Consider the following 19,248-nt stretch of genomic DNA (forward strand, 5'->3'; position numbering starts at 1 on the left):
TTTAGAATTCAATTAATATACGTTGCGCTGAAAATCCTGGTCCAAAACTCAATAATAATCCCTTTTCTCCTTGCTTTGGTTTATTATCCATTATACGTTCTAAAACATATAATACTGTGGCACTCGACATGTTACCATACAATCGTAACACTTCTTTGGTATCATCTATATTCTTTCCTAAATCGGAAAACAAATCTTCCACTGTCTGTACAATTTTTTTACCTCCTGGATGGAAAATCAGATGGTCTATATCTTCGATTTTTAATTGATTTTTTTCTAAAAAAGGATGAATAATATCTGGAAAATGTGATGCAATAGTTTCGGGAACTTCAATATCCAAAACCATTTGCAGACCAGAATTGGTAAGTTTAAAACCCATCATGTGAATCGCATCATAAAAGTGATACATTTCATCTGCCAGAATTTTTGGCCCTTCATCCTCTTCATGAGACGAAAGTAAAACACAAGCAGCGCCATCGCCAAAGATAGCCGCAGAAACAATATTTGCCATCGAATAATCATCGAGTTGAAATGTGGCCGTTGGGCTTTCTACTGCAATAATAGCTGCCCGTTTTCCTAGATTGGCCTGAAGAAAATTCTTAGCGTAAATCATCCCCGAAATTCCTGCTGCACAACCCATTTCGGTAACTGGCAATCTGATAATATCCTGACGTAATTTAAGTGAATTGATTAAATAGGCATCTAATGACGGAATCATAATTCCGGTACAACTTACTGTTATAATATAGTCGAGTGTTTCCGGTTTCCAGTCAGCTTTCTTTAAAGCTTTGTCAAGTACTTTTTCACCAAGGGCAATCACTTCTCGAACATAAATGTCGTTTCTTTCCTCAAATGATGTTTTGGTAAATACTTCAATTGGATCCATTATCGAGTACCGTTTATCTACCAGCGCACCTTCAAATATCTTGCTTACTTTCCTAATAAAACGCTCATCTTGTCCAATAAGCCATGTATTAAGAAACGGAAGTATTTCTTCTGTAGTTCTTGAATATTTGGGTAATTCTTTAGCAACTGTTTTTATTGTAACGCTCATTGGTATTCTGTATTATTCTTTTTGTTCAAAATTTACAACTAACTGTAGGTTGATTATCCATTGGTATCGAAATGCCCATTTCCATTGTATGGTGTAGTTAGCAAAGTTCAATTTCTTAGAGAATTGCTCTAATTCCTGCTTTTTAAAACCTCTTAAAATCGAAATCAGTCCATCTTCTCTTGACATGGTATTCAATCCGAAGACAAAACACAAAGCCTGAAATAATCGATAGGAAATGGCGCTTCTGTGCAAATCATTAATCACAATTCCGAGCCTCGCGTTGGTTTTAAATACTTCTAATAGTTTTATAATTTCTTCCTCTTTAAAATGATGAAGTGTCAATGTACACAGTACGATATCATAGTGTAGCGATGAAAAAGTGGTGTCAAATATATCTTCACAGCGGTATGTAACAGTAGGATAATGAAGTGATAATTTTTTAGCATAATTGATTGTAAATTGATTTGCATCGATGCCAATTAATTTAAAATTTAAGTTGTTATTTTCAGCATAAAGAGCTAAGGTTCGTAACATATCACCATTACCACAACCTACATCTACAATAGTTGTACAAACATCCTTCGGCTTATGTCTCATGATTTTTTTGACGCCTTCGAGTGTCAGTTGGTTGCCACCTAACAGCTGATTTATTTTGGCGATTTTGTCCAGTGCATCACGAAGCTCTTCACCTTCCATCTCAAAATCATCCATAATCTCGGATTGATTTGTTCGGTATTTTGTATTGAGTGGCATCATAACGGTCGACCGTGGGTTTTTTTAATTAACAGCGGTAATAAAAACGGAATGGTTGTAACGATAGTTAAAACAACATTGGCCAGCTTTTCTTTTTGAAGCAAATTTCCTAACAACCTGCCTGTTTGTATTCGATTAGCAAAATTTTTTCTCCATAATTTTGAGTACTGTCTTTCCATTTCGGTTCTGGAACAACGACCTTCAAAAAAATTGATAACCGATTCAGAAGCTAATTTTGCACTATGAATTGCCATTGCCATACCATTACCACATAATGGATGAATCAATCCGGCTGTGTCGCCAATCATTAACATTTTGTTTTCTACACTTTTTTTGGGTTCAAAAGATATCTGACTTATCGTCAAGGGAGTTTCAAATTGAATTATCGCATCCGTGAAAATAGCTTTTAAATTAGGATTTTTACATACTACATTTTCCTGATAGGCTGTTATGCTTTTATATTTTTTAAAAGTTTCATAATTTCCTAAGTAACAAATGTTAACTAAATCGGTTTCCACTTTAGACACACCACAATAGCCTCCATTAAAATGATGTAAGCCAACCACATCGTCAGCAAAATTAACTTTATAATGGGCTTTTACTCCTAACCAGTTTGAGGGTTTACTGATGAAATTGCGCTTTAGGACAACATCCAAATTTGAACGTTTTCCAAAAGCACCCAAAACAACTTTGGCACAAAAAACACTATTGTTTGTAGTTACACGAAATTTATCCTCAAGAAAAACCACATTAGAAACTGTTTCTTGAACAATCTTACCTCCTCTTTTGAGTACTTCTTGATAGAGATAATAATCTAAAGCGAATCTACTTACTCCAACTCCACCAAGAGGCAAATTGGCTTTAATAGTTTTTCCTGAAACCAATGAAAAATTTAGTTTTGAAATCTTTTTTGGATGCAGTGTTTCTAAATTTAGGGCTAAGGATTGCAAGTAAGGTAACACTTCATTCGATATATATTCACCACAGACCTTATGCTTGGGAAATTCATTTTTTTCAAAAAGTAAAACCTTACAATCGAGTTTTAAAAGATGAATAGCCGCTGTCAAACCAGCTAAACCTCCACCTAAAATTATTACTTCTTTACTTTCCATACAATGTAAAAGTAAGCAATTGTCTTATGAACAATTTGTATAATTATGTTAAAGATTTAAATAATTGAAAGTTTGACAACTATTTATAAACTACGCCTTCTTTCATAACAAAAACAACATTAGTAACGGTAGACACAACTTGAGAAGGATCATCATTAGTAGCGACAATATCGGCTAAAAAACCTGGTGCTATAATTCCAATTTGTTTGTCCATATCAAGTAACATGGCATTGGTAAAAGTGGCAGCTTGCAGTGCTCTAATAAAAGGAACACCTGCTTCGGTCATATAAATGAATTCCTTGGCGTTTTCACCGTGAGGAAACACACCAGCATCTGTACCAAAACCAAATGGTACTCCTTTTTTATAAGCACTTGCAAACATAGCTTGCAATCTTGGTCCAATAGACAACGCTTTAGGAACTACAATGGCTGGGTAATAATTGGCAATTTTTGCTTTCTCGGCAACGAACTTCCCAGCAGATAATGTTGGTATTAAAAAGCAATTGTATTTTATCATCATGTCCATCGTAGTATCGCTCATTTCTGTGCCATGCTCTATAGTTTTTACACCAGCTTTTATGGCTCGTTGCATTCCTTCATCGCCGTGAGCGTGTGCGGCTACTTTCATCCCATAGTCTTTGGCTGTGGCAACAATGGCATCCATTTCTTCTTGAGTGAATTGCGGATTAGTGCCACTTTTAGCAACGCTTAACACGCCGCCTGTAGCTGTTATCTTTATCCAATCGGCGCCATTTTTGTAGCGTTGTCGTACAGCTTGTTTAGCATCTTCTATACTATTAACGACACCATCTTTTGGACCAGGATTTCCCATCAAGTCTTTTCTGTAACCGTTTGTTGGGTCGGCATGGCCTCCTGTTGATGCCAAAGCTTTTTCGGCAGTAAAGATTCGTGGACCAATAACTTTGCCGGCATTTATGGCATTTCTAAGCGATACATTAACACCGCTTCCGCCTAAATCTCTGACCGTTGTAAAACCCGCCATAAGAGTATGCTTGGCAAAAACCTCAGCATTAAAAGCAATATCAGCATCATTCAAGGTAAATTCTTCGATATAATGTGTTGGACTACTTTCTTCCTCTAAATGGACGTGCATATCAATCCAACCCGGCATAACCGTTTTGTTTTTGAGGTCAATAATTTTGTCTGTTACATTGGTTGAATTAACAAAACCCTCTTCAATGCTCTTTATAGTTTTACCAGAAACTATTATGGTTTTATTAGTTAGTACTTTACCATTTTTAGTATCTATTAATTTACCACAATGGATATAAGTATCTTGAGCTTGTGTAATTAGTACCGTTAATAGAATGGTGAAGAGGAATAGTTTTTTCATGTTTTTTGATTTTGATAAAGATAGAAAATTAATTAAAAATACTCACCAACATTTCCTTTAGCAAATCGCCTTGAGGTAAAGCATTAGCTCCAACACCTTTGCTTTTTACATCAATATCGCGTAGTTTTCCAACAATGGCACTTACTTTTTTCATTGGATAATTATGTGCAGCAGTGATATAATCATTTACAAAAAATGGACTTACCCTTAATATTTTGGCAACGTTACTTGGCGATTTGTCTTTTAAACCATGATATTGAAGTAAAGCAGAAAAGAAACTGAATACCAATCCGTTGGTCATAACAATTGGATTGTCTTTTTGGTTCTGTGCAAAATAATTGGCAATTTGATAGGCTTTGAATTGGTTTTTATCTCCGATGGCTTTTCGAAATTCAAACACATTAAAATCTTTACTGAAGCCAATATTTTCTTCTATATGATTGGGTGTAATTGTGCTTCCTTTTGGCAAAATGATTTCCAGTTTGGTCAATTCGTTGGCAATCCTACTCAAATCGTTTCCCAGAAACTCAACAAGCATTGCCATAGCTTTTGGTTCTATTCCATAACCTCTGCCTTGTAAAACGCGTTTAATCCACTCACCGACTTTGTTGTCATACATTTTTTTGCTTTCGTAGACCAAACCATGTTTTTCGAGCGTTTTTGTTACTTTCTTGCGTTTGTCAAGAGATTTATATTTGTAAGCAAAAACCAAAACCGTAGTAGGTTGTGGATTTTCAGCATATTTTTCTAATTGGTCAATTGTTCTAGATAATTCCTGTGCTTCTTTAACAATTACCACTTGACGTTCTGCCATCATTGGGTAACGTTTGGCATTCGCAACGATATCATCAATAGTAGTATCACGGCCATAAAGCACCATTTGGTTAAACCCTTTTTCATCTTCTGTTAAAAGATTATCTTCTAAATATTCCGTGATTCTATCAATATAATAAGGCTCTTCACCCATCAGAAAATAGATTGGCTTGATGTTTCCTGCTTTGATGTCGTTGATAATTTTTACTACTTCTTCCAAAATAAGTTGATTCGGTTATTTGGTTATTCGTTTAATTGATAATAGATTTGTTGGATGCAAAAACTCAACTTTCCTTCCTATAACTTTCGCTTCAAAAATAGTGAAAATAAAGTGTCTATTTTTGATGACATCAGGAAAAAGTTTATCATTCTAACTCCCGAAGAATGGGTTCGTCAACATACAGTTCAATTTTTACTACAAGAGAAGAATTATCCAAAATCATATATTAATGTTGAGAAACTAATTAAAGTAAATGATATCAACAAACGCTACGACGCTGTAGTTTTTCATCCCAATGGGGAACTATTTTTATTAGTAGAATGTAAAGCGCCAGAAGTAAAAATAACTCAGGAAACCTTCGACCAAATTGCACGTTATAACCTGAAAATGAAAGCAAAATACCTAATGGTAACCAACGGACTAAATCATTACTTTTGTCAAATGGACTTTGAAAATGAGCAATATGTTTTTCTTGAAGAGCTACCAAATTTTATAAGCAAATAACATTGAAGAAAATAGCCGTAGTCATATTAAACTGGAATGGAGCCAAATTGTTAGAGCAGTTTTTGCCTTCTGTTGTGGCGTATTCTGATGAAGCTAAAATATATGTGGCCGATAATGCATCAACAGATAATTCGATTGCGGTTGTAAAAGAAAAGTTTCCAACGATTACTATTATAAAAAATGAGGGTAATTATGGTTTTGCTAAAGGATATAATTTAGCGTTGGAGAAAGTAGAAGAAGAATATTATGCATTAGTTAACTCCGATATTGAAGTTACTCAAAACTGGCTTGCTCCAATTCTTTCTATTTTTGAAAATCAACCTGAAATTGGAATCATTCAACCCAAAATTTTAGATTATAAAAACAAAGACTACTTTGAATATGCTGGTGCTGCTGGAGGTTTCATTGATCAGTTTGGTTATCCTTTTTGTCGAGGACGCATTTTTGAAACAATAGAAAAAGACAATGGTCAATATGATGATGAGTTAGAAATTTTTTGGGCAAGTGGTGCTTGTTTTTTTATCAGAAAAGAAATTTATAGGAAACTAAATGGTTTTGATGCCGATTTCTTTGCCCATCAGGAAGAGATTGATTTGTGCTGGCGTGCTTTTAATTTGGGTTATAAAGCCAAATACACTTCGGTTTCTGTGGTTTATCATATTGGTGGTGCGACTTTAAATGAAAGCAATCCGAAGAAAACTTTCCTAAATTTCAGGAATTCATTATTGATGCTTACCAAAAATTTGCCCGAAAATAAGTTGGTTCCAATTCTTTTTGTGCGTCTGATACTTGATGGAATTGCTGGAATTCAATTTATTTTTAAAGGAAAACTTATTCATTGCTGGGCAATTATCAAAGCACATCTCGCATTTTATAGCATGATAAACAAAACGTTAAAAAAACGAAAAGGAGCTCAGTCTGATTCCTATTATTATTCTAAAAGTATTCTCTATAGCTACTTCATAAAAAATACCACCGTTTTTAAAAAATAATTTTAACAAGAGTTTATCATTGTATTTGACTCTTTCAAACCTAAATTATCCTTACTTTTGTTGAAATTTTAATTACCCTATCTTATGAAAAAAGTAATTTTCGCACTTTCGCTAGTTGCCCTTACCCTAACCTCTTGTGGCACAAAGAAAAAAATTGCTGCTCTTGAAGCACAAAACAAAGAATGTCAAGATTTATTGAATTCAACTACCGTTAAATTGAACTTATGTCTTTCTGAAAAAGACGCGCTTTCTAAACAAAATGATTACCTTAAACAAAACAATTCAGATTTGATTAGTAATACAAAAGATTTGACTGTTTTAACTACAAAAGGTGCTCAAAACTTAGAAAAATCATTGGAAAGTTTAAAAGAAAAAGATTTAAAAATTTCAAGACTTCAAGATGCTTTGACTAAAAAAGACAGCGTTACATTAGCCTTGGTTACTAGCTTAAAAAGCTCTGTTGGAATTTCTGATCCAGATATTGAAATCAATGTTGAAAAAGGTGTAGTTTTCATATCGATTGCTGATAAATTATTATTCAAGAGCGGAAGTTATGTTGTAAGTGACAGAGCTAAAGAAGTTTTAGGCAAAGTAGCTAAAGTAATCAATAGCCGTCCTACATTTGAATGTATGGTTGAAGGTCATACAGATAATGTCCCTTTTACAGGAAATGCAATATTACTTGACAACTGGGATTTGAGTGTAAAGCGTTCAACTGCTATTGTTAGAGTATTGACAAAAGATTTAGGTGTTAAACCATCTCAATTAATTGCAGCCGGAAGAAGTGAATTTATTCCATTAGTGGATAACAATTCTGCTGATAACAGAGCAAAAAACAGAAGAACACGTATTGTAGTTTTACCAAAAATTGATGAATTCTACGATATGATTGAAAAAGAAATGAAAAATCAGAAGAAATAATTTTTGAGAGAAAAGAAACAAGAAGCAAGATCAAAGACTCTTATCTAAATAAAAAACGTCCTAATTTATTGGGACGTTTTTATTTTATCTTGCTTTATTCTTCTATTTCCTTTCTAAAAAATATCAGTATCGCCTTTTCCTTCCCTAATGACTACTGGTTCGTATCCCGATAAATCAATAATCGTAGAACCAACATTATCACCATAACCACCATCAATGACTAAGTCAACAAAGTGTTGCCATTTTTCAAAAATCAATTCCGGGTCAGTAGAATATTCTAATACTTCATCTTCATCGTGAATAGAGGTTGATACAATTGGGTTTCCTAATAGTTTTACAATTTCGAGTGCAATATTATTATCCGGAATTCTAATTCCGACAGTTTTCTTTTTGCGGAATTCTTTTGGCAAATCATTGCTTCCAGGCAAAATAAAAGTATACGGTCCAGGCAAACTTCTTTTTAGAATTTTAAAAGTTGATGTATCTATTTGACGAACGTAATCAGACAAGTTGCTCAAATCACTACAAACAAAAGAAAAATTAGCTTTCTCAAGTTTGATTCCTTTGATTTTAGCAATACGTTCCAAAGCTTTGGTATTTGTAATATCGCAACCTAATCCATAAACAGTATCCGTTGGATATATTATCAAACCACCATTGCGCAAAACATCCACAACCTTCTTGATAGCAGCTTCGCTTGGTTTGTCTTCGTATATTTTTATAAATTCGGCCATAAATTAGAAAATAGATGAAAGAGAAAAGATAAAAGACTTGTCTCTATATAGTTATTTATTCTTGCTTCTTGTCTCTTGCTTCTTGTTTCTTATCCAATCACATCAAGCTTAGCAAATCTCAAAAGCAGCTTCTTAATTCCACCTACTTCAAATTTTATTTCTGCTTTTTTGTCTGCGCCTGTGCCTTCTAAACTAACAACTTCGCCTTTACCAAAGCGTTCGTGAATGACTACATTTCCAATTGTTAATTTACTATCAAACAAATTCGTGTTGTTACTCGGTGCATTCCCAATTGGTTTCAATTTACGAATATTTAAAGATGAAACCGGTTCATCACCATATTTCTTTGGTGGCATTCCGGCTGTTGGTTTGGCTAACCGCAATTTGGATTTATCAATATCACCAAAAATATCCAAATCTATTGTTGGCTTGTATCGATAACCTGTGTCCAACGGATTGATATATTCTAAATATTCATCTTTTATTTCTTCGATAAAACGAGAAGGTTCGGCATCGGTTAATTTACCCCAACGGTAACGCGATTGCGCATAAGTTAAATAGGCTTGATGTTCCGCTCGGGTTAAGGCAACATAAAACAATCTTCGCTCTTCTTCGAGTTCACTTCTGGTATTCATACTCATGGCACTCGGAAACAAATCTTCTTCCATACCAACTACAAAAACATACGGAAACTCTAATCCTTTTGCCAAGTGAATCGTCATCAAAGCCACTCTGTCATCATCGCCAGTATCTCGATCTAAATCAGTTGCCAATGCTACATCTTCCATGAATTCGGATAAAGCCCCACGCGCGCCATCAATTTCTCTTTGGCCTTCGATGAAGTCTTTGATACCGCCCATTAAGGTTTCTATGTTTTCAATACGGGCGATGCCTTCGGGAGTTCCGTCTTTTTTGAGTTCCTGGATTAAGCCTGTTTTTTTTGCTACATGCTCCGTTAAAACAAATGCATCCTGTTGTTCGTTGATGACTTGAAAACTCTTAATCATCGTCACAAAATCATCTATTTTTTGTTTGGTGCCCGAGTTTAATTTTAAATCAATCTTGTCGATATTTTCCATTACTTCAAAAATGGAACGCTTGTAATGATTAGCGGCAACCGTAAGTTTTTCAATAGTGGTGTCTCCAATACCACGAGCGGGATAATTAATTACACGAATCAATGCTTCTTCGTCTTTTGGATTTATTACCAATCGCAAATAGCACAAAACATCTTTGATTTCCTTTCTTTGATAGAAAGACAAACCGCCATAAATTCGATACGGAATATCACGTTTACGTAGGGCGTCTTCCATGGCTCGAGATTGTGCATTGGTACGATACAAAATCGCAAACTGACCGTTGATCATTTGATTGCGCATCTTTTGCTCAAAGATTTCACCAGCTACAAATCGGCCTTCTTCTCCATCAGTAACACTGCGATGTACTTTTATTTTAGCGCCATAATCATTGGCTGTCCAAACAACTTTATCGAGTTTGGTTTTATTCTTATCAATAATCGAATTGGCTGCTTCAACAATGTTTTTGGTCGAGCGATAGTTTTGTTCTAATCGATAGGTCTTTACATTTTCATAATCCTTTTGGAAGTTCAGAATGTTATTGATGTTGGCTCCACGAAAAGCATAGATACTTTGGGCATCATCACCAACGACACAAATGTTTTGAAATCTGTCGCTCAACGCACGCACAATCAAATACTGTGAATGATTAGTATCTTGGTACTCATCAACCAAAATGTATCTAAAACGGTCTTGGTATTTGGCCAACACATCCGGAAAACGATTTAGGAGTTCGTTGGTTTTTAATAACAAATCATCAAAATCCATTGCTCCAGCTTTGAAACATCTGTCTACATAATTGGCATAGATTTCACCCAATCTTGGCTTTTTACTCATGGCGTCCTGCTCTTGCAGTTCAGGATTGTTGAGATATGCTTTGACAGTAATTAATGAATTTTTATACGATGATATTCTGCTTAAAACCTGTTTCGGTTTATAAATATCTTTATCCAATTGCATTTCTTTGATAATGGCTGAAATGAGTCGGACACTATCTTGTGTATCGTAAATAGTAAAGTTTGACGGATAACCTAATTTATCGGCTTCACTTCTTAGGATTCTTGCGAACACTGAATGAAACGTTCCCATCCATAGATTTTTAGCTTCATTAGTTCCGACAATATCAGCGATACGTTTTTTCATTTCACGTGCCGCCTTATTGGTAAAGGTTAATGCCAAAATATTAAACGCATCGACACCCAAACTCATCAAATAGGAAATACGAACCGTTAACACACGGGTTTTTCCTGAACCTGCTCCAGCGATAATAATCATTGGACCATCTTTCTGAAAAACGGGTTGTTGTTGGGCTTCGTTGAGTTGAGAAATGTAGTGTTGCATTTTTTAAAAGTCGCTGAAGTTTTAAAATCTTCGTCAACAAATTTAATGTTACTAAACGTGAAAAGCAATAGACTTTTATGGGTATTTCTATTATATTTGTGAACAATTTTAGATATAATTTAGCTATGAATTCAGATAAAATAATAGAATTACTGATGTATGCTGTTCCTTCACTGATTACAGGTGGTGTAGCATATTATTTGTTTGATAATTACTTTAAAGACCAACAAAATACCAGACGTTGGTTGTTACAAAGAGAGAATCAGAAACATTCGTTGCCTTTGCGTTTGCAGGCGTATGAAAGATTGGCTTTGTTTTTAGAGCGCATTAATCCGGCGAAGTTGCTGATTAGAGTAGCTCCTTTGAGTGATGACAAAGTTGATTATCAAAATCTTTTGATTCATCATATTGAACAGGAATACGAGCACAACATTACGCAACAAATATATATTACTAACGAGCTTTGGACGATGCTTTTGACTGCTAAAAACACCATCATTCAAAATATCAGAAAGACTACTTTGGATGAGACTGTTACCACTGCAGATCAGTTAAGGGAAAAGATTTTAAGCAATCTACTCGACGGACAATCAGCTACTACAGTTGCACTTAGTTATTTAAAAAATGAAGTCGCTGAAGTTTTAGGATAAAAAAAATCCTTCTCAGTTGAGAAGGATTTTTTGTTTATTTAAACTTTGAAATTCCGTCTTTCAGCCAAGCTAAATAGTCGTCGATGTTTGGAGTATAACTAATTGGTGTATTCAGTTTTTCTTCTTTTAAATTGATTAAAACGTAGAACGGCTGTGTGTTGGTTTTGTATTTGGTGATTATAAATTCTGTCCATTTATCGCCAATTGTGGTAATTTCATTTCCAGTTTCTTTTGAAACGGTTTGTTCATTCTTTGGTAATTCTCTTTTATCATCAATATACAATGAAATTAAAACAACCTCGTTTTTCAATACATTTAAAACCTTTTCATCCGACCACACATTGTTTTCCATCTTACGGCAATTAACGCAAGCATAGCCTGTAAAATCAAGCATAACAGGTTTATTTATAGATTTTGCATAAGCCAACCCTTTGTCATAATCATTGAAAACTGTTAATCCGTGTGGTCCTATTTCGGCTCCATCGGGTAATACTTTTTTAGAAGAAACACTTGAGTTTCCGAAAAATCCAGTTGGGCTTTCGCTATACGTTTGTGGCGGTGGGAAGGCACTTATTAATTTTAAAGGAGCGCCAAATAATCCCGGAATCATATAAATGGTGAAAGCCAAAACGAGTAATCCCAATGATAGTCTTCCCACAGAAATATGAGTCAACGGACTATCATGTGGCGTCATTATTTTGCCTAATAAATACAATGCCCAGGTTCCGAAAACAGCGATCCAAATTGCTAAGAAAACTTCTCTTTCCAGCAGATGCAATTGTAATACTAAATCGGCATTGGATAAAAATTTAAACGCTAAAGCTAATTCTAAAAAACCAAGTGAAACCTTTACTGTATTTAACCAACCGCCCGATTTTGGCAATGATTGTAACCAACTTGGGAACATGGCAAAAAGCATAAATGGTAAGGCTAAAGCCGAAGAAAAACCAAGCATACCAACGATTGGCGCAATCCCACCTCTAGAAGCTGATTCTACTAAAAGCGTACCTACAATTGGTCCGGTGCAAGAAAAAGAAACTATTGCTAAGGCCAAAGCCATGAAAAGAATTCCAATAACTCCACCTCTATCAGCTTGTTTGTCGACTTTATTTGCCCAGGAATTAGGCAGCATGATTTCGAAAGCGCCAAGGAAAGAGGCAGCAAAAACTATAAGAAGTAAAAAGAAAAACACATTGAACCAAGGATTTGTAGATAAAGCATTTAAGGCATCGGCACCAAAAATAGCTGTAATGGCTAATCCTAAAACCACATAAATCGCAATGATAGAAATACCGTAAAGAATGGCATTTCGTTTCCCTTGTCCAGGATTTTTACTTTGTTTGGTAAAAAAGCTAACCGTCATTGGAATCATTGGAAAAACACAAGGTGTAAGTAGTGCGGCTAAACCTCCTAAAAATGCTAGGAAGAAAATAGTCCATAAGCCTTTTTGTTCTTCTTTTTTCGGAGCCTCAGCTATTACTTTTGGTTCTGGCTTGACCGGTTCACTAACCGTAAACTGTGATGTACTTGCTGTATCTGTTGCTGAAATGTTAGTGGCTGTTTCTTTACCAATTTGTTCTTTATTGGGTAGCTGAAACGTAAAATTCATATTGTCATTGATACACGCTTGTTTGCATACTTGGTAATCAATTTTAGCTTTTATAGAAGCCAATTTTACATTAATAATTTTTACTTTTTGAGTAAAAGTTACGCTCTTTTCAAAGAAATATTCATCGACACCAAAAATATCATTGAACTCTTTTTTGTATGGACTTTCTTTAACTTTTCCAATCAATTCATAATTGCCTTTTGTGTCTTTGAATACAAATTCGGCTGGCAATGGTCCACCATCTGGTGTGAATTGAGAATACACATGCCAACCTTCGTCGATCTTGCCTTCCATCACCAAATTAAATTCGGTTTCCGTTAGCTTTTCTACTTTGGTTGACCATTTTACTGGTTTTATAATTTGTGCATTTAGGTTGGCAAAAGCCAAAAAAGGCAAAAGAAAAAATAATAGTTTCTTCATTAGGGTGTATAATTTATTTTTAAAATTTGTGTCGTCGTTTCGGTAACTTTAAATCGTTCGTCCTGTCTTTTTCCGATAACCCAGACGATTTGGTTGTCAGAACATAAAAGCCAAGTATTTGCTTTATCCAACAAAGAATATTTTTCGTCTTTAAAAAACTTGCTTAGCTTCTTTTTACCATTCATTCCAATTGGATAGAAGAAATCACCTTCATGCCATCGTTTTATTTCTAAAGGAAAATGCAATTTCTCTTCGTCAACAAATATAGTATTAGTTGTCTGAACCGAAATGTCGGCTACGTTACAAAACGCCATTTTTAAGGGAAATTTAACTTCCTTTTGTTCTTTTTTTACTGAAAAACTCATCCTTTCGTTCTCATTTTGTTTTGGAAACAAAATCAAATGATTTCTGTCTTTTAGTAAAATATGCGTTTCAGAAAACACTTGTTTTCCTGATTGTGCCTTAATTAAATCATAAACGGCGTTCCAATCGGTGAAACCATAATTGGATAGCCATTGGTATAAATAGGCTTTGTGATTTTGAAATTTCAATACTTTAGCAATATCGATTTTGATAGTATCTTCTTCTGAAACCACTTGTTTGTATACCATTTGTGAGGCGTCATTACCAAGAGATTTTGCTTGTTGCAGATTAGAAATCGTATTCTCAAAAGAATCTAACAAACTTGGATTGAGTTCTTTCAGCACCGGAATTACATTGTGTCGTAATTTATTTCGCAAATATGTATCGGAGGCATTGCTGCTGTCTTCTCTCCATTGGATATTATTTTCTTTGGCGAAAGCCTCAATTTCATTTCTGGAGAAAGCTAATAACGGACGGACGATATTCGCGTTTTGCTGCGGAATTCCGGTCAAACCATCTAATCCGGAACCACGGGTGAAATTGATCAAAAAGGTTTCCAGGCTGTCATCTAGATGATGCGCTGTTAGAATATAGTCGTAATCGTTATTGATTAAAAGTGTGTTAAACCATTCATAACGCAGGTTTCGGGCGACAACCTGAATGGATAACTTTTGTTGTTCCGCAAATTTTTTAGTATCAAACCGATTAACAAACAGTAAAACATCCATCATTTCACATTGGTATTTTACAAATTTTTCGTCTTCATCGCTTTCATTACCTCGCAGTTGAAAATTGCAATGAGCAACTCTGATATCCAACTTTAACAGATGACACAACTGCAACAAAACCATGCTGTCAATGCCTCCACTTGTTGCCAAAAGGAGCTTCTTCCCTATTAGGAAAGGAAGATTGCTATTTATATGATTTTGGAATTTCTGAAGCATTGTTTTTTTATTGACGAATTTAACATTTTTTCATCTTCCATTTACAATTCTTTTATTTCTTACTTGCCAGTTCATTGAAAAGCAACCGCACTTATGCAGCATCCTTATGGCACTTGTGTGGCACTTACACGGCACTTACACGGCGCTTTGATGGCACTTTGATGGCACTTTAGCACTTTGGGCGAGTTAATAAAAAAGGGGAGGCAACGAGTTATTATTTAACCAAAAACCATAAATAACGTAAAACTGAGTTGGCGGTTTGTTATTATTCCATTTATCAATCTTTTAGAAACTTTAATATGTATTTTTGAATTTCTTTGCGTTGTTCATCATTTGCATTATTGTCCATTTCGTTATGAGTTGTATTTGATAATTTTATAATTGTCATTTCCAACTTTTTAATTTCCTTTTCTGTAGGCAAAACGCCTTGGTCTGCTGGTTGGTCACTTGATCGTAAAGAATAAATCTTAGGTTTATTAGATTTTGGAAAGGCCATTCTTCGGTTGTCTAGCGTAATTATTTTATCAATCATATTTGGGTATTTCTGAGGAAAAAGGGCCGTCATATCTCCTCCGTTGGAATGTCCAATCAATGTAATGTGATTAAAGTCTAACTCAGGATTTGTTTCTTTAAGTTTATTGATGACAAAATGAATATTGTCTACACCACGCTCCCAAAATGGTCGTCTAACTATTTGTGGATTTCCTTTTAATGGTAACAAACTATCAGTAGAAAGTTCGTGTTGAATACTTACAACAAATAATTCTTTTGAAGCTAAAAACGCTGTCAAATAAGAATATGCCAAATAATCGCTACCTTTATTTTGCCCATAACCATGACTGAAAATTACAACTCTTTGTTTTTTTTGTCTCTTACTTGATTTGAGTTGATAAATAGCGATAGGGATTTCTCTTTCTCTCTCTTTGTCATATAATTTTAATGTGTCCAGTCTAACAACAAAGTTTAAATCATCGCTTATCTGTGTTTTAAAAGTAGAACAACTCAAAATAATTATAAATAGAAAAAAATAAATTGTTCCTTTCATAGATTACTATCTTCTAAATTTATAGTTATCATTTTTTATTGAATGCTGATAAAATATACTTTTTAATTAGCTCATCACTTGGCGATTGTGAATTATAGTTACCTCCTGTAATTACGATTACCATATTTTGTTCTTGTAAAAGATATATTTTTTGTCCACCATTTCCTTGTGCTCCAAAGGTATAATATCTTGTTCCATCAACTTCTAAATATTTATTCCACCACAAGTATCCATAGTCAACACCTTGAACAACTGAATATTTTTTAAGAGATTGTTCAACCCACTCTTTTGATAGGATTTGTTTTCCATTCCAATTCCCTTTGTTGAGATAAAGTAAACCAAATTTTGCCATATCTCTAGAAGTTAAATATACTTGGCAAAATGTTTCAACACTTGATTTGTTGGGTTTAAAATTCCAAACAAATTTTTTGATGCCGAGTGGATTAAAAAGATTTTCTTTTGCAAATTCGGGTACTTTTTGGTTCGTAACTTTTTCAATAATTCTACCGAGCGTTATAGGATTTCCCGAACAATACATACCCTTTCCTCCTGGTCTATCAATCATTGGCAAATCTAATGTGAATTTTACCCAATCATCAGAATTGTTCATTGTCGTTTCATTTCCCACAGAATTCGGGTTACTAACATCACAATCTAGTCCGCTTTGATTGGTTAAAAGGTTTTCAATTGTAATTTTTTTCTTGTCTTCTGAATTATTTGCAAATTCATATTCCGGAAAAAAAGATAGTACCTTTTCGTTTTTACTTTTAATAAATCCTTTATCTATGGCAATTCCTGTTAAGGCAGAAACGAAGCTTTTAGTTGCCGAACGAAGTTCGTGCAGTTTGTCTTTGCCATGTTCGTAAAAGTATTCTTCAAACACTAATTTACCGTCTTTGATTATCAAAATGCTATGAACATTAGGGTATTTTCCATCAACAATTTGTTGTGTCATTTCGGTTAGGAGTGATTTATCTAATCCAGTATTGTCTAAATTTCCTGTTTTTAAACCGTCATCACTATTTTTTGGTTGCTGATAAGAATATTTATAGTCTTTTATATTAGAAAGTCTTGGATACCACATTCCCATTGGGAATTTTATGTTTTTTCGCAACACTTTAAAAGTGTCCTTTCCTGTAGAATAACTTGCAATCTGATTCTTTTTATTTCTAAAAAAACGGATTTTATTTTTAGTCATATCCATAAATAAATCTCTTTCTATTGGAGATAATTTATATTTACTCTCGTTGATTATGGCGTACAAAATAGTGTCTTTGGGTGAAGCTGCAATTGTTAAAGTGGAGTTATTTACATATTCAAATAATCCCTCATATTCTTTTAGTTGACTGTAGGTTATCGCGTATTTTTGTGAGATTTGAGACGGGACAACATTCCCTTCTTGAGCAGTAACAATGTTTAAGATGCCGGTAAAAAATATGCTGATGATTAAATTCTTCATTTTATTAGGTTTGAATTATTTGAGATATCTTTAATGTAAACTTACTACTCGTGTTATTTTCCAATCATTGTTTTTATGTTGCCAAATAACCAGAAACCGCCCCACTTTTGATGGTGTACCCGCTGGCTCTTGATTATTGTGGAATTTGTGCAACCCCATTTCAATAGCTCCAAAATCTTTTATTGGATATACTTCAATACTACCTTTTACAAGTTCTCTAGTTACTTTACCACAAATGTTTCTTTTTGTAGCATCAATTATATCTTGTTTTGAAGTCATTAAGCCTCCTTGGTCGTGGTAAAATTCAATATTTTCAGAAAAAAAAGAAGCATACTTTTCAAGATTGATATCACAGGTGTTGTAAGCAGCAAAAAAGGTGCTGTCTAATTTTACGATTGTTTCATAAAGTTGCGGGTCATCGGGCTTGTAATTCTTCGTTATCTGATAAATGTTTTTTGTTGTATTACACGAAGTCAGAAAAGCTAAAATCATTGTTAGTGATAAGTAAATTTTTAAATATTTCATATTCCTTTCTGAATTAATTTTAATTTTTTGAAAATAAGATTGTACTACTATTTTTTCTTCTTTTATACATAAAAATAAGAATAATTAAAAGCGTTGCTACTAATGAAAGACCAACAACTAAATCCAATGATTTGCTATCTTTTTTTTTAAAGCTCAATGCCATTAAACTATTGGGTTTTAAATACATTGTAGCCTTGGGATAGTCTATAATTACATTGAACCTTTTAAGTAAATTATTACCAATAATTCCTGCTTCGCCGTAAAAACTTTTGTCTGAACTTGAAATGTGAATTGGAACTTGTGGGATAGAATAGCCAAATAGTTTTAAAAGTGGTAATTCCACTATTTCATTTTGATAAAACCCTTTTCCATTTCCTGTTGCACTACTTTTTCCTAAATTCTTCATGGTGCTATAAAGTTCATTGTTTTTTGCATAGTCCCCACTAACTTGAACGGTTAAACTACCTCCTGTATCAAATAAATACCAACCAGTGAAGTCTTTTACTCCATTGTTTAAAGTTGCTTGAATAAATGTACCATTCAAATCGTGTCTTATTTGTTGTTTTGAATAGCCGGCAATAGTAGTTGGCATTTCACTATGAATAATTAGCAGTTTTTTTTCATAATCAATTTCTACAACTTTATCCTCAAAAATATTGTACCCAAGTACTCCATCAGTATTAATAGCGCCTTTGTAATCAATGTAAGTAAGTGAAAGATTTTTCCATTTCAATGCCGAAAGTTGCAAAAGGTTTGAACTACTTGTTTGGTCAACAGTAAAGCCTGATGTACCTTCTCCATCAGTTTGTCCATCCAACTTTATTTTTGCAATTTTTTGTCCTCTTTCATTTAGCACACAAGTTCCTGCGCCTGTATCAAAAATGAAGTCTATTATTTCCGAATTATTTACTTTGCCTTTTATGTGAATATAATGATCGTTACCAAGCGTAAATGGGATTGTATCGCTTGTTATTTTACAATTTTTACAGTCTTTGTAATACGAGGGAATAACTGTTGAAATTTGAGCATAACAAGTATCTTTTGCATTTAAAAGCACCTTGAAATCATATTTATTGTTGGGTTTTACATTAAATGAAATACTGTCAATATCAGTATAGAAGATTACTTTTCTGTTTTGATTGATTTTTGCAATGTGATATACTACTGGTTTTACATCTTTTTGCAAATATTCCCACCACTTTGTAATTGGATTGTCCCCATCTTTTATTGAAACTCTTTGAGTCTTTGCCTGCACTATTTTTATGTTTTGTTGAGCAAAACAAGAATTTATACTACATAGAAAAAGTGCGATAATAATTTTGATTGATGACTTCATTTTGATTGATTTTTGATTACTAA

At 34.0% G+C, this 19,248-nt stretch carries 17 protein-coding genes; 4 read left to right on the plus strand and 13 right to left on the minus strand.

Annotated elements, in window-relative coordinates; genetic code table 11:
• Position 1: 1 nt before the first annotated feature.
• The 5 genes from QWY90_RS09705 to holA all read right to left on the minus strand — a co-directional run bounded on the left by QWY90_RS09705 (position 2) and on the right by holA (position 5,306).
• Entirely contained in the window at positions 2-1,054 is a 1,053-nt protein-coding gene (locus QWY90_RS09705; RefSeq protein ID WP_290285709.1) for a type III polyketide synthase, read from the minus strand.
• 12 nt (positions 1,055-1,066) lie between these two features.
• Complete coding sequence (locus QWY90_RS09710; protein WP_336622158.1) at positions 1,067-1,810, minus strand: methyltransferase domain-containing protein; 744 nt, start codon at positions 1,808-1,810, stop codon at positions 1,067-1,069.
• Positions 1,807-2,919 (minus strand): NAD(P)/FAD-dependent oxidoreductase, encoded by a 1,113-nt coding sequence (locus QWY90_RS09715; RefSeq protein WP_290285710.1) that lies wholly within the window; start codon positions 2,917-2,919, stop codon positions 1,807-1,809. Before QWY90_RS09715 ends, QWY90_RS09710 begins: the two co-directional genes overlap by 4 nt.
• A gap of 79 nt (positions 2,920-2,998) precedes the next feature.
• A complete protein-coding gene (locus tag QWY90_RS09720; RefSeq protein WP_290285711.1) occupies positions 2,999-4,273 on the minus strand; it encodes a metal-dependent hydrolase family protein in 1,275 nt (424 codons plus the stop codon).
• A gap of 28 nt (positions 4,274-4,301) precedes the next feature.
• Positions 4,302-5,306, minus strand: coding sequence for a DNA polymerase III subunit delta (gene holA / locus QWY90_RS09725; RefSeq protein ID WP_290285712.1), 1,005 nt, complete (start codon positions 5,304-5,306; stop codon positions 4,302-4,304).
• Between the two features lie 54 nt (positions 5,307-5,360).
• Between holA and QWY90_RS09730 the strand changes: the two genes are divergently transcribed.
• The 3 genes from QWY90_RS09730 to QWY90_RS09740 all read left to right on the plus strand — a co-directional run bounded on the left by QWY90_RS09730 (position 5,361) and on the right by QWY90_RS09740 (position 7,723).
• The gene (locus QWY90_RS09730) at positions 5,361-5,810 is read left to right on the plus strand and encodes a type I restriction enzyme HsdR N-terminal domain-containing protein (RefSeq protein ID WP_290285714.1); all 450 of its coding nucleotides are present in this window, start codon (positions 5,361-5,363) and stop codon (positions 5,808-5,810) included.
• 2 nt (positions 5,811-5,812) lie between these two features.
• Positions 5,813-6,802 carry a glycosyltransferase family 2 protein gene (locus QWY90_RS09735; RefSeq protein ID WP_290285716.1) on the plus strand — a complete coding sequence of 330 codons (990 nt, stop codon included), beginning with the start codon at positions 5,813-5,815 and terminating at the stop codon, positions 6,800-6,802.
• An 84-nt stretch (positions 6,803-6,886) separates the two neighbouring features.
• Complete coding sequence (locus tag QWY90_RS09740) at positions 6,887-7,723, plus strand: OmpA/MotB family protein (protein ID WP_290285718.1); 837 nt, start codon at positions 6,887-6,889, stop codon at positions 7,721-7,723.
• Between the two features lie 113 nt (positions 7,724-7,836).
• Here the strand turns inward: QWY90_RS09740 and QWY90_RS09745 are convergent, their stop codons facing one another.
• Both QWY90_RS09745 and QWY90_RS09750 read right to left on the minus strand, forming a co-directional pair.
• Positions 7,837-8,457 carry an L-threonylcarbamoyladenylate synthase gene (locus QWY90_RS09745; protein WP_290285720.1) on the minus strand — a complete coding sequence of 207 codons (621 nt, stop codon included), beginning with the start codon at positions 8,455-8,457 and terminating at the stop codon, positions 7,837-7,839.
• Between the two features lie 89 nt (positions 8,458-8,546).
• Entirely contained in the window at positions 8,547-10,874 is a 2,328-nt protein-coding gene (locus QWY90_RS09750) for an ATP-dependent helicase (protein WP_290285722.1), read from the minus strand.
• 125 nt (positions 10,875-10,999) lie between these two features.
• Between QWY90_RS09750 and QWY90_RS09755 the strand changes: the two genes are divergently transcribed.
• On the plus strand, positions 11,000-11,524 hold the full coding sequence (locus tag QWY90_RS09755; protein ID WP_290285724.1) for a DUF7935 family protein: 525 nt from the start codon (positions 11,000-11,002) through the stop codon (positions 11,522-11,524).
• 34 nt (positions 11,525-11,558) lie between these two features.
• On the opposite strand, the gene QWY90_RS09760 is transcribed toward QWY90_RS09755, so the two are convergent.
• The 6 genes from QWY90_RS09760 to QWY90_RS09785 form a co-directional block, all read right to left on the minus strand.
• The gene (locus QWY90_RS09760) at positions 11,559-13,553 is read right to left on the minus strand and encodes a protein-disulfide reductase DsbD family protein (protein WP_290285725.1); all 1,995 of its coding nucleotides are present in this window, start codon (positions 13,551-13,553) and stop codon (positions 11,559-11,561) included.
• Positions 13,553-14,860 carry a tRNA lysidine(34) synthetase TilS gene (gene tilS, locus QWY90_RS09765; RefSeq protein WP_290285726.1) on the minus strand — a complete coding sequence of 436 codons (1,308 nt, stop codon included), beginning with the start codon at positions 14,858-14,860 and terminating at the stop codon, positions 13,553-13,555. The genes QWY90_RS09760 and tilS overlap by 1 nt, the downstream gene beginning before the upstream one ends.
• Before the next feature lie 277 nt (positions 14,861-15,137).
• The gene (locus QWY90_RS09770) at positions 15,138-15,905 is read right to left on the minus strand and encodes an alpha/beta hydrolase family protein (RefSeq protein WP_290285727.1); all 768 of its coding nucleotides are present in this window, start codon (positions 15,903-15,905) and stop codon (positions 15,138-15,140) included.
• 28 nt (positions 15,906-15,933) lie between these two features.
• Positions 15,934-17,364, minus strand: coding sequence for a serine hydrolase domain-containing protein (locus QWY90_RS09775; RefSeq protein WP_290285728.1), 1,431 nt, complete (start codon positions 17,362-17,364; stop codon positions 15,934-15,936).
• 30 nt (positions 17,365-17,394) lie between these two features.
• The gene (locus QWY90_RS09780; RefSeq protein WP_290285729.1) at positions 17,395-17,889 is read right to left on the minus strand and encodes a nuclear transport factor 2 family protein; all 495 of its coding nucleotides are present in this window, start codon (positions 17,887-17,889) and stop codon (positions 17,395-17,397) included.
• A 19-nt stretch (positions 17,890-17,908) separates the two neighbouring features.
• On the minus strand, positions 17,909-19,225 hold the full coding sequence (locus QWY90_RS09785; RefSeq protein ID WP_290285730.1) for a retropepsin-like aspartic protease: 1,317 nt from the start codon (positions 19,223-19,225) through the stop codon (positions 17,909-17,911).
• Between the last annotated feature and the right edge of the window lie 23 nt (positions 19,226-19,248).

The sequence above is a fragment of the Flavobacterium paronense genome (assembly GCF_030409795.1).
GTDB lineage: Bacteria > Bacteroidota > Bacteroidia > Flavobacteriales > Flavobacteriaceae > Flavobacterium > Flavobacterium paronense.

Bases quoted from the DNA above. Each gene is read 5' to 3' on its own strand.
- QWY90_RS09780 (WP_290285729.1), bottom strand. From the start codon at position 17,889: ATGAAATATTTAAAAATTTACTTATCACTAACAATGATTTTAGCTTTT.
- QWY90_RS09715 (WP_290285710.1), bottom strand. From the start codon at position 2,919: ATGGAAAGTAAAGAAGTAATAATTTTAGGTGGAGGTTTAGCTGGTTTG.
- QWY90_RS09750 (WP_290285722.1), bottom strand. From the start codon at position 10,874: ATGCAACACTACATTTCTCAACTCAACGAAGCCCAACAACAACCCGTT.
- QWY90_RS09710 (WP_336622158.1), bottom strand. From the start codon at position 1,810: ATGATGCCACTCAATACAAAATACCGAACAAATCAATCCGAGATTATG.
- QWY90_RS09785 (WP_290285730.1), bottom strand. From the start codon at position 19,225: ATGAAGTCATCAATCAAAATTATTATCGCACTTTTTCTATGTAGTATA.
- QWY90_RS09745 (WP_290285720.1), bottom strand. From the start codon at position 8,457: ATGGCCGAATTTATAAAAATATACGAAGACAAACCAAGCGAAGCTGCT.
- QWY90_RS09760 (WP_290285725.1), bottom strand. From the start codon at position 13,553: ATGAAGAAACTATTATTTTTTCTTTTGCCTTTTTTGGCTTTTGCCAAC.
- QWY90_RS09775 (WP_290285728.1), bottom strand. From the start codon at position 17,364: ATGAAGAATTTAATCATCAGCATATTTTTTACCGGCATCTTAAACATT.
- QWY90_RS09730 (WP_290285714.1), top strand. From the start codon at position 5,361: ATGCAAAAACTCAACTTTCCTTCCTATAACTTTCGCTTCAAAAATAGT.
- QWY90_RS09755 (WP_290285724.1), top strand. From the start codon at position 11,000: ATGAATTCAGATAAAATAATAGAATTACTGATGTATGCTGTTCCTTCA.
- QWY90_RS09740 (WP_290285718.1), top strand. From the start codon at position 6,887: ATGAAAAAAGTAATTTTCGCACTTTCGCTAGTTGCCCTTACCCTAACC.
- QWY90_RS09720 (WP_290285711.1), bottom strand. From the start codon at position 4,273: ATGAAAAAACTATTCCTCTTCACCATTCTATTAACGGTACTAATTACA.
- QWY90_RS09770 (WP_290285727.1), bottom strand. From the start codon at position 15,905: ATGAAAGGAACAATTTATTTTTTTCTATTTATAATTATTTTGAGTTGT.
- tilS (WP_290285726.1), bottom strand. From the start codon at position 14,860: ATGCTTCAGAAATTCCAAAATCATATAAATAGCAATCTTCCTTTCCTA.
- QWY90_RS09705 (WP_290285709.1), bottom strand. From the start codon at position 1,054: ATGAGCGTTACAATAAAAACAGTTGCTAAAGAATTACCCAAATATTCA.